Consider the following 13,734-nt stretch of genomic DNA (forward strand, 5'->3'; position numbering starts at 1 on the left):
TCAATCTGACCAATGTATGACGAAACTCAAAATTCTTGCTGAAGGATAGGTCAATCATAGAGGGAGACAGGGAAGGGACGTAGTGAAGAATTGTAAGCAAATACGATGGGCGATTGCCTGAGTCAGCAAAAGCCTGGGTCAAACTATGGCCTCAGGCGTTGAGGCCAAATGGTATGATAAGAATTAAACCAGGCTGTCATTGTAGGCAAACAAGGCGGGGCTGCCACCTGTGTGCCAGAACAACACCTTGTCGTCGGCAGCAAACGCACCCTGACGGTACAAATCCAGTAATCCGGCAAAGGCACGGCCGGTATACACAGGGTCGAGCAAAATGCCTTCCACCTGTGCCAGGGTTTTAATGGCATGGCGTTCAGCCTCTCCCACCACGGCATAACCGCCTCCCAGATAGTCAGCGTTAAGGTGCACCGCCTCAGTGGCGAAAGAAGACAGGCCAAGGTGCTTAGCAGTGTCGTTGGTTAACTCAAGTACACGTTGTGCAAAGCTTTGCCCCTCAGATTCACTTTTATCAATGCGAATTCCCCATATTTGGGTTTGCATATTGCACAGTTTTGCACCATTGAGCATACCGGCATGGGTTCCGCCGGAGGCAGAAGCAAAAACAATGTGGCTGAACGGTTCAGTACATTGTTGTTGTAATTCCGACATGGCATTCACATACCCCAGCGCGCCACTCACATTAGAGCCGCCATAAGGCACCACAAAAGGTGTTTTACCCTGAGCCTTTAGCTGTTTGACCAACTCAGGAATGTCTTCGCCCTTGCGTTTTTCACCGGCCCAGTGAACCCGGGCATTGAACAATTGATCTAACAGCAGGTTGCCATTGCAGTGCTCAGGGGCCTGGCCGCCGAGAACCAGATGGCACTCCAGTCCCAGTTTGGCCGCAGCGGCAGCGGTCTGACGGCAATGATTAGACTGAATGGCGCCGGCGGTTATAATGCAGTCGGCCTTGATATCCATGGCGTCGCACAGAATATACTCCAGCTTGCGGGTTTTATTGCCGCCCAGCGCCAGTCCGGTCAGATCGTCGCGCTTTATCCACAATGGTGGCCCGTTAAGCTGTTCACTGAGACGTTGAAGGGGCTCAACGGGTGTTGGCAGAGTGCCAAGGGACAGTCTTCTGGTCAGCATCAATCGGACTCCGGTTGCTCAGGTTTTTGTACGCGTTTTTGAGTCATAGGCAGCTTGATCACGGGGGTCTGTAAAATCAGACTGTTAGGATAGGTAATCAGCTCCCCTTCGTCTTTTCTGATCATCACATGAAATGTACTGATTTCTTCTATCACACCCACCATCTCGAAGTCTTTGTTGGCGACGCGAATGCGATCGCCGACCCGGTACGGAAAATTAAAGAAAATCAGGATACCCGACGTGACATTGCTGAGAATGGACCATTGGGCAACCAGGGCGACGCCGAGAATGGCGAAAGTTGAAGATAAAAACACCACCAGGTTGGAGTAGTCTATTCCCAGTACCATCAGCGCAGCAAAGATGAACACCATCAGATGAACAATCCCCAGCACTTTCTTAATCAGTGCTTTGCGCTTGTTCGGAGCTTCTTTGGTGTCCACCACCCGGCGCATAAAAATGCGAATCGCAGCGCCGCTCAGGAAGTACAATCCAAGCACAACAAGCAATAAAAGAACCTGGGTTTGCATAGCCTATTTCTTAACCCATTCGCCGTCGAGAAGGACATAGTGACCCGCCTGGGTTTTCTCGATGGCTTTTTTCCCGGCCAGGGCTTCAACCTGAGCTAACTCGAGATTGTTCTGTTTTGCCAGTTGCTGATATTTGCTTTTGCGTTTGCCGTTAATATCATCAACCAGTTCCGATACACCCTCGGCCTCTTTGATGATGCCGAGGTAACCGTCGACGCGTTCACCAACCAGTCCCTGCGCTTTGGCGTCATCCAGTTCAATGGCCACCGCGTGAAAAGCCAGCAGCAATAGAGGCAGTAACAAAATGCGTTGTAATGTTTTCATGGCGCGCTCCTTAGAATAATTCGCTGTCATCACTGAACAGCTCATCCAGTTCTTTATCAACTTTTACCCGAATCTGATGGTCAACTTTCACATTCAGGTTAATGGTAATGGGTTCTTTGGTTTCTACCTGTACCTTGTGGGTGCAGCCACCGATGAGAAGTCCCAGCAGTAAAACGCTGCAGAGAGTTTGCGTTGTTATCCTCATTTTATTCCTTGCTCCAGTTTGTCTTGTATTTCATCACCCAGGCGCAAAGCCCTGAGGAGGGTATACACGTTTTCTTCATGACTGTAGTTAAAATTCACATCCTGTTTCTTATCAGGGTTGTGTCCTTTTATCTGCATTTTCAGATTCACCAGCCCTTCTTTATCCATACTGACATCGGATTTTAACTGGTTGAATTCCAGGTTTTGTAGCAGTGATAACACCGGCGCCAGTTGTGGCTGCGTTTGTTTAAGTGACGCAAAGGCGGCGTTGTCGGTAATGCGCAGCTGTCCTTTATTCAGGTTGAATAGGGTACCGTTGCTCACTTCTACCTGCCTGTGTTCGATCTTAAGTGGAATCTTACCACTGATTCGTCCTTGTACATCAATACCGGTTTCCTGCTGCAATGCCAGAATCCGGGCCATGTCCAGATTATTAAGACTCAGTACACTGGTCTGGGATGCGTCAGTCAGTTCAACCTTGTCGATGGTAAACTGACCGTCAAAGACCTTGCCGTTGATCTCTTGCATAAAAACTGTGTCGTTGTCTGATGCGATGCGGGCACGGATATCGCGAACATCGATGCCGGTATCTACTCTGTCTATGCTCAGGGTAGTGGGTGCAATCTGAAGCTGGCCTGAATCAGCTTGCACATTCACCTTCGCATTTACGCCTTCTACCAGATAAGTGGCATAACCGAAGTCAATATCACTTAAATTGACCTGAGCCTGGGTCTTTCCGGTATCTAAGCGATAACTGAGATTGGCACTGAACTCTCCGCTTCCGGGTAAAAATTTGGGTAGCGCTTTTTTCAATGGCGCACTGAGTCGTTTATAGGGCTGAGACGGGATATTCAACCAGATAGTCTGCCCCTGCTGCGTCAGTTCGCCATTAAAACCGGAGGGTAATGTCAATGTATGAGCGGACTTGAGGCTCTCTGGCAGTGTTGCCAGCGTGTCTTTGCTGACTGACATCTGCCCCTGGTGCATCAGTTGCGGTTGGCTGATATCGACGGTTAACGCCCGCACACTTTGCGCTGAGGTGTTGCCGGTGAGCGAGAGTTGCTGGTCTGCATAGCGCCATTGACTCTGGTGCTTGATCCCCTGAATACGCACATTGTCCTGACTGAACTCTTTGATATTCGCCTGCAACGTGCCCTCAGCACGGTCGATGTCCTTAGCCGTGACATTGAATGTAAGTTGCAGTTTTTTACCCAGACGGGTCTGTTCCTGAATGCCCTCGGCAGTAACCTTGAGCACAGCGTGCAGCCCAGTATCAGCTTTCCATTCTGCATCGAGGTCAAGATTCAGGTCATTCAGTGATACCTGCTCATGCTGCCATTTGGGCATATATAAATGATAAGAAGAGGCGCTGAGGTTAAGGCGCTGCGAGATGGCCTGTGCATCCATATTGCTGATGCCACTGAGTTCGCTGAGACTGACGTGACCACCTCCGCTGAACTTCGCTGAATTCAGGTTGCCACTTAGCTGGTAATTGGTGCTGAGATGGCTAAAGTCTGACTCAATCCCATTTAGCTCAATCACGGCCTCAAGGGGTGAGTCTGAGCTTATCCGCAGAACCGGAATGTGCAGCTGTTTTTTGCTTAGGCGCACCGGTTCTGGAATCCGAATCTGAATTAGCTCCAATGAACCAGGAACAGGCAACTCGGGGAGCCTGTGGGCACATTGCTGCACATTCGCATTAACAGGTAGCGCCGACGCGTCGAGGGATACATCGGAGCCCAGCAGGTTAAGGTCGATGCTGAGGCGTCCCTGTGCAGTGAGCGCCAGGGTGCAGGCGTCAGCGGTCTCTGTTTTGGGAAGGGTGAATACTTGGTTGAGTGCCAGTTGATGTTCACTGCTGAGGTGCTGACCGTCAAAACGCCAGTCACTTTGGATGGGGCTGTCCAGCAGCGCAGGGTCAAGCGTCTCAGGCAGGTCGATAAAGGTACCCAGATCCCGGGGGCGCCAGGACAGTGAGCCTCTGAGCAGATTGTTTTCAAGTGTTGCAGCGAGCATGACCGGCCCCTGCACGTTTAATTGGGGCTGACGGTATTGCAGTGAAAACGTCAGCTTGTGTTTAAGCAGCGGACTGTTCAGGTGCAGGCTGTCAATGTCGATCTGCGGAAGTTCGGGGATGTCCCAGCGCAGCGGCTGGTCTGTCGGTGAAGCGCTGCCAGCCTGAGGGGTGTGATCTACGCTGACCGTTTTAATTTTCAGCTTATTGGCAGAGCCAGCCCAGTGGGCGTCGGTTACTGCTACCCTGGCATCAGGGGTGTTCAGGCACAGATGTTCTATTACCACGTCATCAAGGCTTTCAAGGTGAAAATCGAGACACGTTAAGGACAGGTTTCGGGGCTCAAGATAATGGTTGGCAACGCTTATTAGCAAAGGCACGCGCGCCAGCCATAGCATTGTGATAATGACCAGCAGCAGTGCCATCCCTGCAAGGATAGCTTTGATGAAATGACTCAGATCTTACCCCCTTGGTCTAATCCTAACCGATGCTGAGGTGCTATCGATACACACTGATAACACCTTACCTTAGCACTGTTTTTTACTGCGCCCGAGCGGGCCACAGTAGAAGCTAGTAGATTATCACGCTGCAGGGGATTGCCAACGAATATTAACTGTTGGTAATCGTCACGCGCTGACCTTCTGTAAGTCGCTCAGCACCGCGCGTGGCAACCCGATCGCCAGCTTTGAGTCCGTCGCCTTCAATGCTGACCCAGTCCTGATCGCCAGGACCCACCACCACTTTTTTCCGGTGCACCACATTTTGTTCATCGACCACCACCACATAGGTTCCCTCCTGGCGTAATAACAGAGCATCCCGGTGCACTTTGAGCCGATTCTCACCGGATGTTACACCAAGGCTGGCACGGATATGCTGACCCGCTGTCCAGTTTGCGGGGTTATGTGCGGGCAGGGTGGCTCGAAGTTCTATGGATTGCGAACGCAGGTTGGCGCTGGGGATAATTGCGCTTATTGAGGCCAGTATTTGGTTGTGATTGTCATGCAGCATGACCTCTTGTTGCTGGCGCAGTGCAGCGAGATATTTAACCGGTACCTGAACGCGGGCTTCCAGTTGCTCGGTATCCAGCAAGGTGACTAAAACATCGCTGCGGTTAACGTCACTACCTGCTTCACGCTGACGCTCGGTGATCACACCGGCATAGGGGGCGATGATGGTGGTGCGTTGCAATTGATCTTCGATTTGTGCCAGGCGCACCTGAGCGATATCCAGGTCTGATTCTGCCATCGCCAGTCGTGAGCGCATCTGGGCCAGTTCGAACGCCGAAGCACTGTGTTGTTGGGCAAGAGCCTCGAGGCGAGAGGTTTCGCCTTGCAGGTAATCCATTTCGATACGCGCACGCTTGATTCTGGCTTGCTGCTCCTGTTGCTGAAGCTTCAGCGGAACAGGATCGATTTGTGCGAGGGTGTCTCCTGCATTGAGGTGTGTGCCAGGTTCTGCCACCCATTGAAGCTGTCCCCCAACACCCGCAGTGACTTGGGCATTGTGACGACTGAAAACACTGCCGATAAACTCCATCATGGGACTGGCCTGAAGTTCCTCGACTTGCTCAACGGCCACCGGAATAACGCGCTCTGGCTCAGCGGCGTGAAGGCTTGTGCTGATGGCCAGGCTGATAACAGCGACTTTTAAAAAAGATTTCATGGGTTTACTCCGCGTGAAGTTCGGTTAACGAGTGAAGCGTTTCTTTTGAGCTGCCCTGTCTGGATTCGCCCAGGCGCAGCAAGGCTGGCATTAATATCAGTGTGAACAGGGCGCTGACGGCCATACCGCCGACGATGACCGTTGCCAGCCCCCGATAAATTTCTGAACCCACCCCTGGTACCAGCATCAGTGGCAGCATGCCAAACAGACTGGTCAGGGTACTCATATATACAGGTCTGGCTCGGATACTCACGGCTTTTTCTGTGGCATCGCGGCAGGACAAGCCCTGCTGCTGGCTCTGTCTGGTTTGATCCACCAATAAGATGGCATTGTTGACCACCAGTCCCAGCAGGATAATGAAGCCAATCATGGTGAGCAGATCCAGAGACTGGAAGCTGAACAGGTTCAATACCCACAGGCTGATGACCCCTCCAGCCATAGCCATGGGCATCACGCTTAACACCAGCAAACTGTCTTTGGCGGACTTAAATAAGGCCGTCATCAGCAGGAACAGAATGAAGATGGCCAGCACAAAGTTAAGCAGCATATCGTCAATGGCCTGGTTCATACGGTTGGCGTTACCGCTGATTTGGAAGCTGGCATCAGCAGGTAGTTCACTGCGTATCAGAGGCAGCACCTGCTCTTCCAGCGTCGCCATGATCTCCTGCAATGAGACCTCTTCAGGCGGATTGAGAATGAGACTGACTGTGCGCTGCCCGTTGATTCTGCGTAAGTTGCTGGGGCCGACGGTGCGGGTTACCTGTGCCAGCTCACTCAGAATCTGAGTCCCTCCGAAAGGCGTCGTCACAGGCAGTGCAGCCAGTTGATCCGGGTGCTGCCAGTTTTCGGCGCGTAAAATGACGTTCATTCTGTCATTGCCGTCAAAATATTCACTGACAAACAGCCCACCGGTCATGGCCCTGATAATGTTGCCCATTTCTGCGCGGGTCAGACCCACGTCGCTGAGACGTCTGTCATCAGGGATGAGTCGTAACTCGGGCTCTGTCAGGGCAAGTCCGGGCACAGGTTGGGCGCTGACGCCAGGCATGGCCTCATTAATCCTTGTGATGGCTGCGGCGGCGGTTTGCATCAGTGGACCGAGATCCGGACCCTGCAAATCAATATTCACAGAGCGTCCATTTCCGGCACCTGCTACATTGATCATGGAGCCGCGGAATAAAAAGGTTTGGGTATCCGGCAGTTCGGTAAAGACCTGAGTCCGTATTTCTGTCATCAGCTCTTCTACCTTGGTGGGGTCCGCTGCATAGATGAAACCGCCACTGGCGTTTGAACCGAAGGTGTAAAAGTTATAACTCCTGATAGCGGGCTGTTTATCGCCATTGAGGTAAGGAGCGAGACGCTCTTTTACCCGCATCGCCAGCTCTCGTTCCAGGTATTCGATGTTGCCACCAGGAGGCAGATTGAAAGAATAGAAAAATCCGTCGATGGGTGCCCTGGGCATAAAGTCGGTTTTAGGCAGCATTAGACCGATAATAACCACAGAGCCCAACATCAGGGAGGCGACCCACCCTAGACGTTTGCTGTGGCTGTCGGTCAGCTGCATGATTTTAGCGGAGAGCTTGTCCCAGTAGCGCTGCAATGGGTCCTGGTGATCAACCTGTTTACTTAAGGCAAATTTGCTCACCAGAGGGACAATGGTAATGGCGCACAACATTGACGCCACCACCGCTACCGAGAGTGTCAGGGCCAGATCGGAAAATAACTGGCCTTCAATACCCTGCATGGTCAATATGGGTAAGAAGATAGCGACACTGGTTGCGGTAGAGGCAAACAGCGCCCCGGTGACTTGTGTGGCACCTTTTAACACCGCTTTTTTGTCTTCCAGCCCTTCGTTTTTTAACCGTACAATGTTTTCCTGAACGATGATGGCGGCGTCCAGCACCAGTCCTACCGCGAAGGCAATGCCCGCGAGAGAGATGACATTGATGGTGCGATCCATAAGATTGAGCGCTAAAAGTGCCAGCATCACGGAGAAGGGAATGCTCAGGGCAATGATGAACGTTGCTTTCCAGTTGCGTAGAAATAGCCACAAAATCGCGAGTGCCAGGATAACGCCCAGCCCCAGGTTACTTTTCACCAGGGTCAGTGCATTACGGATATGCAACGAGGAATCAAAGCTCAAATCGATTTGCAGACCGTGCGCAGCCAGCTCACCCTGATTGAGTTCTTGGATGGCGACATTGATTTCATCTACCAGAGCCACGGTATTGGCACCATTGTTTCTCTGGATGGTGATATAAAACGCCGGTGCACCGTTTCTCAGGGTGATGCCGTTCCTATCAGCCAGTGTACGTTCAACAACGGCAATATCGTTGAGGTGCACAGGCACACCGTCCACCTCGGCGATGATGAGCTGACCAATTTGCTCGATTTGGTATTGGCCAGCAAAGCGCACAGTATATTGACGTCGTCCCACATCGGCAAAACCACCAGAGCTGTCTGTTGCACCGGCCAGACGGTTGCGAATGGTATTGATGGATATCCCCAGCGCGGCAGCCTTGCGAGGATCAAAAGTGATACGTATTTGCTCGGGTCTGCTGCTGTTAAGATCAACCTGAGCGACGCCGTTGATCGCGGATAGGCGGGGTTCAATCCGATCTTCAATCAGCTTCTGGTAAACGGAAATATCGGTGACGGGGTTATCATCTGTGGTTCTCACCAGCAAGGAAGCCGCAGAGGCAAGACCACCCTGACCGCCACCTCCAGCACTGATAATCGGATCAAGTGCATCGACAGGCAAAGGTGGCGCCTGATTAAGACGATTAATCACCTCCAGCATGGCGGCCTGCATATCGGTGCCAACCTCATAGGTCAGCGTAATGTTACCAAATCCCCGTCTGATATTGGTTGAGGTCTCGACTACACCCGGCGCACTGCGAACCGCATTCTCCAGAGGTTCAATGATGACAGATTCCACTTCCTCCGGTGCGGCATTACGCCATCCGGAGGCAATATTAATCTGCGGCTGTTGAATATCCGGAATCAGCTGTATTGGCAGCGAAAACAGGGACATCATTCCGAACACCAATAACAGGGTCATGATCACTAACAGAGCGGCCGGATTTTTTATACTTGTTCGGGTCAGGTTCATAAACATGAATGCATTTTTCTGAAGTTGACAAGAGCCTAGCCTCAAAAGCGTTCGTTTCTATCACTTTGCGCTCACTGACTAAAATTCCGGGGTGAAAAATGGCGTGGTTAATACTCTGTTACAGGTAGCAATATCTGCGCGGTGTAGCGTTACATTTTCACTCTGGGTCACAGGGGGAGAGTGGCTGCAAAAAAGGACCGGGGAGATTGCTATGGGGAAAGGACGTATAGCTATCAGCCATCAGACATAAAAAATGCCGGTCAGTGACACTGACCGGCATTGTGAACACGTGATTGCCTTTAGGGCAGAGTGTTATTTTTTCAGCGGGTTAAATTTACGCTGAGCATGACCTGTGTACAACTGACGAGGACGACCAATTTTCTGGCCGGGCTGGCTCAGCATTTCGTGCCAGTGAGAGATCCAGCCTACAGTGCGTGCCAGGGCGAAGATACAGGTAAACATGTTGGTAGGAATACCAATGGCTTTAAGCACAATTCCGGAGTAGAAGTCCACATTCGGGAACAGCTTCTTCTCTTTAAAGTACGGATCACTGACAGCGATGCGCTCCAGTTCCATGGCCACATCCAGCAATGGATCCTTGATGTTCAGCTCAGCCAGCACTTCGTGACAGCTTTCACGCATGACTGTTGCACGGGGATCGTAGTTTTTGTAAACGCGATGACCAAAACCCATCAGGCGGAAGGGGTCATTCTTATCTTTAGCACGTTCAATGAACTCAGGAATACGATCCACCGAACCGATTTCCTCAAGCATGTTAAGGCACGCTTCATTTGCGCCGCCATGTGCCGGTCCCCACAAAGAGGCTACCCCGGCAGCAATACAGGCGTAAGGGTTGGCGCCTGAAGAACCTGCCAGTCTGACGGTTGAGGTTGATGCATTTTGCTCGTGATCGGCATGCAGTGTGAAAATGCGATCCATGGCACGGATAACCGCTTCACTGGATTTGTAGGGTTCAGCCGGAACAGAAAACATCATATTAAGGAAGTTTTCTGCAAAGGACAGTTCGTTGCGCGGATACACAAACGGCTGACCAACATTGTATTTGTAACACATGGCGACCAGCGTCGGCATTTTCGCCACCAGGCGATAGGCACTGCGAATACGTTGCTCCGGATCGGTGATATCCAGATCATCATGATAGAAGGACGCCATAGCGCCTACAGTGCCACACAGCATGGCCATGGGGTGAGCGTCCCGTCTGAAGCCACGGAAGAAATTATTTACCTGGTCATGAACCAGAGTATGGCGAGTGATGGTGTGTTTGAATTCAGCATATTGCTCGGCATTGGGTGCCTCACCGTGCAGCAACATGTAACACACTTCCAGATAATCAGCGTCGCGGGCCAAGTCTTCAATAGAGTATCCGCGATGTAGCAGCACCCCGTTGGCACCATCGATATAGGTAATATCCGATTCGCAGGAACCGGTCGCCATGAAGCCGGGATCGAAAGTGAAATAGCCATTAGCGCCTAGGGGTCTGACGTCGATAACGTCGTTACCTGCAGTTCCGGATAAAATAGGAAGTTCGATTTCCTTATCACCTACCTTCATGATGGCTTTTTGATCTGCCATAAGATGCTCTCCTTCAGATTGCTTCTGTGGTGTTTAATGGAAGTTTTCAGCTCTTTGCATACGCTGAGAAACGCTTGCCGGATTAACGGAAAATTCTCACATAGGCATAAAAAGTGCGGCTATTTGTACTGATATTAGCTGCTCAAGTCAATTTTAATGCGTTTTCGCTCGATATCTATTCAACTAAAGTCCAGTGTTATCGCCCCATCGTATGAGGCTATGCTGTACCGGTGTTAACAGCACCTAAGCGTAAACCAGTGTGTTTCATGTTTTTTACACCGGCATCGAAACAGCACCGCTGTGTTCGTTCGGTCACTGATCCCGACGGGCGTCTGTTGACTATTTTATCAGACAACAGGATGTTGTGAACAAAATGGCATGGACTGAAAAAACCACTGAGTGAATTTTGCGCGACTGATGTGTTTATATGCTGCCAGGGGCGGATTCCCTTGTAACAAAAATTGTAATTATGCATTTGGCTGGATATACTTTGCATCGTTTAAGTATCGGTGTTTGTAGCATTTTTTTAACAAATGGCATGTCACCACGTCACTCAAAAACGACGGCTTGAATCCTTAAGGTGTTAATCCAGCGCAAAGTCGGGTTAACAGCGATAAAAATTCAAACCCTACAGGGTAAAACGGGCAACAAATCGTGAAAAAACAAAGACCAGTAAATCTACAGCTTAATACGATTAGTTTTCCTCCTTCTGCTATTTCGTCCATCTTGCATCGGATCACCGGTGTCGCCATGTTTTTCGCTCTGATCTTTGTGATCTGGGCCTGGGCGGTATCAGTATCTTCTGCTGAGGGCTATGCGATGGTGGTGGAATGTATGAACGGTGTACTTGGCAAGGTGATTGCCATCGGTACCGCTTCAGCGTTTATTTATCATCTTCTTGGTGGTCTGCGTCATCTGGTGATGGACATGGGGCATTGGGAAGAACTGCAGTCCGGTGACCTCAGCGCTAAAGTTGTCATCGCCCTGTGGATCGTGCTGACGATAGTAGTAGGAGTCATACTGATATGATTACCAATCAGGCGAGTTTCAAGCGTGATGGTGTGCAGGATTACGTTTCCCTGCGTGCCACAGCCTTAATCATTACGGCCTTTGCGCTGTACATGCTTTGGTTTTTTGTTTCAACCCCAACTGTAACGTATGAAATCTGGCGGGATCTCTTCTCTGGTCTGGGCACAAAGGTGTTCACGCTGGCGGCATTGGTCAGCGTCATGATTCACGTGCGCATTGGTTTATGGCAGGTGCTGACCGATTACGTCAAGGCGCCGGGTTTGCGCGCGTCATTACAGTTTATTTTGAACCTGATGGCTTTCGTCTATGTGGCGGCAGGCCTGTTTGTACTGTGGGGTGTGTAAGTGACTATTCCAATTCGCGAATTTGATGCAGTGGTAATTGGTGCCGGTGGCGCTGGCATGCGTGCCGCGCTGCAAATTTCTCAGTCCGGTAAATCCTGTGCGCTGCTCTCCAAGGTTTTTCCGACCCGTTCTCACACCGTGTCGGCGCAAGGCGGTATTACCGTTGCGCTGGGCAATGCCCACGAAGATAACTGGGAATGGCACATGTATGACACGGTGAAAGGTTCTGATTACATCGGTGATCAGGATGCCATTGAATATATGTGTAAAAACGGGCCTGAAGCCATTATTGAAATGGAAAATATGGGCTTACCCTTCTCTCGTTTTGAAAACGGACGCGTGTATCAGCGTCCCTTCGGCGGTCAGTCCAAAGAATTTGGTGGTGAACAGGCTGCCCGGACTGCAGCCGCAGCAGACCGCACCGGTCATGCATTGTTGCACCTGCTGTATCAGCAGAATGTGAAGAACAAGACCAAAGTATTCAGTGAATGGTATGCACTCGACCTGGTTAAAAACCAGGACGGTGATGTGGTGGGTTGTACCGCCATCGATATCGAAACCGGTGAAGTGGTGTACTTCAAGTCCAAAGCCGTTGTGCTGGCGACCGGTGGCGCAGGCAGAATCTATGCCTCTACCACCAATGCGCACATTAATACCGGTGATGGCGTCGGTATGGCTCTGCGCGCGGGTGTCTCTTTGCAGGACATGGAAATGTGGCAGTTCCACCCTACGGGGATCGCCGGAGCCGGTACGCTGGTAACCGAGGGGTGCCGTGGTGAAGGTGGTTACCTGCTAAATAAAGACGGCGAACGCTTTATGGAGCGTTATGCGCCAAATGCGAAAGATTTAGCCGGCCGCGACGTTGTGGCCCGCTCGATGATGACCGAAATTCGTGAGGGACGCGGATGTGAAGGCCCCTGGGGGACACACATTAAACTTAAACTGGATCATCTGGGCAAAGAAGTGCTGGAATCCCGTTTGCCGGGTATCCTCGAACTTTCTCGTACCTTTGCGCATGTGGATCCGGTTAAAGAGCCAATTCCTGTTATTCCTACCTGTCACTATATGATGGGTGGTATCCCGACGAATGTAGATGGTCAGGCGCTCAGAGTTGATGAACAGGGTAACGATCAGGTGGTCAAAGGCCTGTTTGCCTGTGGTGAAATTGCGTGCGTATCTGTACATGGCGCAAACCGCCTTGGCGGTAACTCACTGCTGGATTTGGTGGTGTTCGGTCGTGCTACCGGAATGCACCTGGGTAAAGCGCTGGATGAAATCGGTGATCAGCGTGATGCCTCACAGAGTGATCTGGACGAAGCATTATCTCGCTTCAACCGCTGGGAAAGCTCAGAGGTGGGTAAAGGCGAAGATCCGGTGCAAATCAAAAAGGATATGCAGGAATGTATGCAGCTTAACTTCTCGGTCTTCCGTGAAGGGGATGCCATGGCCAAGGGTCTGGCAGAGCTGAAAGAAATCCGTGAAAGACTGCAACATGCTCGTCTGGATGATAAGAGTAACGATTTTAATACTCAACGCATCGAGTGTCTGGAGCTGGATAACCTGATGGAAACGGCGTATGCCACTGCTGTTGCGGCAAACTTCCGTACAGAAAGTCGTGGCGCTCACAGCCGCTTTGACTATCCGGATCGTGATGATGACAACTGGTTATGTCACAGCGTTTACCGACCTGAAGATGAATCAATGGTCAAACGTCAGGTTAATATGACACCCAAACTGCGCGAGGCCTTCCCACCGAAGGCCCGGACTTACTAGAGG

General features: G+C 51.1%; 11 protein-coding genes. 3 read left to right on the top strand and 8 right to left on the bottom strand.

The genetic code is table 11. The features are described 5' to 3' along the window. Positions 1-183: 183 nt before the first annotated feature. The 8 genes from CCY32_RS00070 to CCY32_RS00105 form a co-directional block, all read right to left on the bottom strand. Positions 184-1,149, bottom strand: a complete 966-nt coding sequence (locus tag CCY32_RS00070; protein ID WP_088328326.1) for a D-cysteine desulfhydrase family protein — start codon at positions 1,147-1,149, stop codon at positions 184-186. After that, positions 1,149-1,676, bottom strand: coding sequence for a mechanosensitive ion channel domain-containing protein (locus tag CCY32_RS00075; RefSeq protein ID WP_088328327.1), 528 nt, complete (start codon positions 1,674-1,676; stop codon positions 1,149-1,151). The genes CCY32_RS00070 and CCY32_RS00075 overlap by 1 nt, the downstream gene beginning before the upstream one ends. A gap of 3 nt (positions 1,677-1,679) precedes the next feature. After that, positions 1,680-2,000 carry a YdbL family protein gene (locus CCY32_RS00080; RefSeq protein WP_088328328.1) on the bottom strand — a complete coding sequence of 107 codons (321 nt, stop codon included), beginning with the start codon at positions 1,998-2,000 and terminating at the stop codon, positions 1,680-1,682. A 10-nt stretch (positions 2,001-2,010) separates the two neighbouring features. Further along, the gene (locus CCY32_RS00085; RefSeq protein ID WP_088328329.1) at positions 2,011-2,205 is read right to left on the bottom strand and encodes a YnbE family lipoprotein; all 195 of its coding nucleotides are present in this window, start codon (positions 2,203-2,205) and stop codon (positions 2,011-2,013) included. Further along, complete coding sequence (locus CCY32_RS00090; protein WP_088328330.1) at positions 2,202-4,643, bottom strand: YdbH domain-containing protein; 2,442 nt, start codon at positions 4,641-4,643, stop codon at positions 2,202-2,204. The genes CCY32_RS00085 and CCY32_RS00090 overlap by 4 nt, the downstream gene beginning before the upstream one ends. Positions 4,644-4,827: 184 nt before the next feature. Next, entirely contained in the window at positions 4,828-5,880 is a 1,053-nt protein-coding gene (locus CCY32_RS00095) for an efflux RND transporter periplasmic adaptor subunit (protein ID WP_088328331.1), read from the bottom strand. A gap of 4 nt (positions 5,881-5,884) precedes the next feature. Then, positions 5,885-8,992 (bottom strand): efflux RND transporter permease subunit, encoded by a 3,108-nt coding sequence (locus CCY32_RS00100; protein WP_088329194.1) that lies wholly within the window; start codon positions 8,990-8,992, stop codon positions 5,885-5,887. Positions 8,993-9,304: 312 nt separating this feature from the next. Continuing rightward, complete coding sequence (locus tag CCY32_RS00105) at positions 9,305-10,585, bottom strand: citrate synthase (protein ID WP_088328332.1); 1,281 nt, start codon at positions 10,583-10,585, stop codon at positions 9,305-9,307. Positions 10,586-11,239: 654 nt separating this feature from the next. Between CCY32_RS00105 and sdhC the strand changes: the two genes are divergently transcribed. From sdhC to sdhA, 3 genes are read left to right on the top strand one after another with little or no spacing between them, the layout of a single operon-like run. Beyond that, positions 11,240-11,614 carry a succinate dehydrogenase, cytochrome b556 subunit gene (gene sdhC / locus CCY32_RS00110; protein ID WP_088328333.1) on the top strand — a complete coding sequence of 125 codons (375 nt, stop codon included), beginning with the start codon at positions 11,240-11,242 and terminating at the stop codon, positions 11,612-11,614. Next, positions 11,611-11,958: a succinate dehydrogenase, hydrophobic membrane anchor protein gene (gene sdhD / locus CCY32_RS00115; RefSeq protein ID WP_088328334.1), complete on the top strand. Its 348-nt coding sequence runs from the start codon at positions 11,611-11,613 to the stop codon at positions 11,956-11,958. The genes sdhC and sdhD overlap by 4 nt, the downstream gene beginning before the upstream one ends. Next, complete coding sequence (gene sdhA, locus CCY32_RS00120) at positions 11,959-13,731, top strand: succinate dehydrogenase flavoprotein subunit (RefSeq protein ID WP_088328335.1); 1,773 nt, start codon at positions 11,959-11,961, stop codon at positions 13,729-13,731. Positions 13,732-13,734: the final 3 nt, after the last annotated feature.

It is taken from the genome of Lacimicrobium sp. SS2-24, from assembly GCF_002201535.1.
Lineage (GTDB): Bacteria > Pseudomonadota > Gammaproteobacteria > Enterobacterales > Alteromonadaceae > Lacimicrobium.

What these genes read in the sequence shown, in the direction of transcription:
- sdhD (WP_088328334.1), top strand. Translation starts at nt 11,611, where the DNA reads ATGATTACCAATCAGGCGAGTTTCAAGCGTGATGGTGTGCAGGATTAC.
- CCY32_RS00075 (WP_088328327.1), bottom strand. Translation starts at nt 1,676, where the DNA reads ATGCAAACCCAGGTTCTTTTATTGCTTGTTGTGCTTGGATTGTACTTC.
- CCY32_RS00085 (WP_088328329.1), bottom strand. Translation starts at nt 2,205, where the DNA reads ATGAGGATAACAACGCAAACTCTCTGCAGCGTTTTACTGCTGGGACTT.
- CCY32_RS00080 (WP_088328328.1), bottom strand. Translation starts at nt 2,000, where the DNA reads ATGAAAACATTACAACGCATTTTGTTACTGCCTCTATTGCTGCTGGCT.
- CCY32_RS00100 (WP_088329194.1), bottom strand. Translation starts at nt 8,992, where the DNA reads ATGAACCTGACCCGAACAAGTATAAAAAATCCGGCCGCTCTGTTAGTG.
- CCY32_RS00070 (WP_088328326.1), bottom strand. Translation starts at nt 1,149, where the DNA reads ATGCTGACCAGAAGACTGTCCCTTGGCACTCTGCCAACACCCGTTGAG.
- CCY32_RS00090 (WP_088328330.1), bottom strand. Translation starts at nt 4,643, where the DNA reads ATGGCACTGCTGCTGGTCATTATCACAATGCTATGGCTGGCGCGCGTG.
- CCY32_RS00105 (WP_088328332.1), bottom strand. Translation starts at nt 10,585, where the DNA reads ATGGCAGATCAAAAAGCCATCATGAAGGTAGGTGATAAGGAAATCGAA.
- CCY32_RS00095 (WP_088328331.1), bottom strand. Translation starts at nt 5,880, where the DNA reads ATGAAATCTTTTTTAAAAGTCGCTGTTATCAGCCTGGCCATCAGCACA.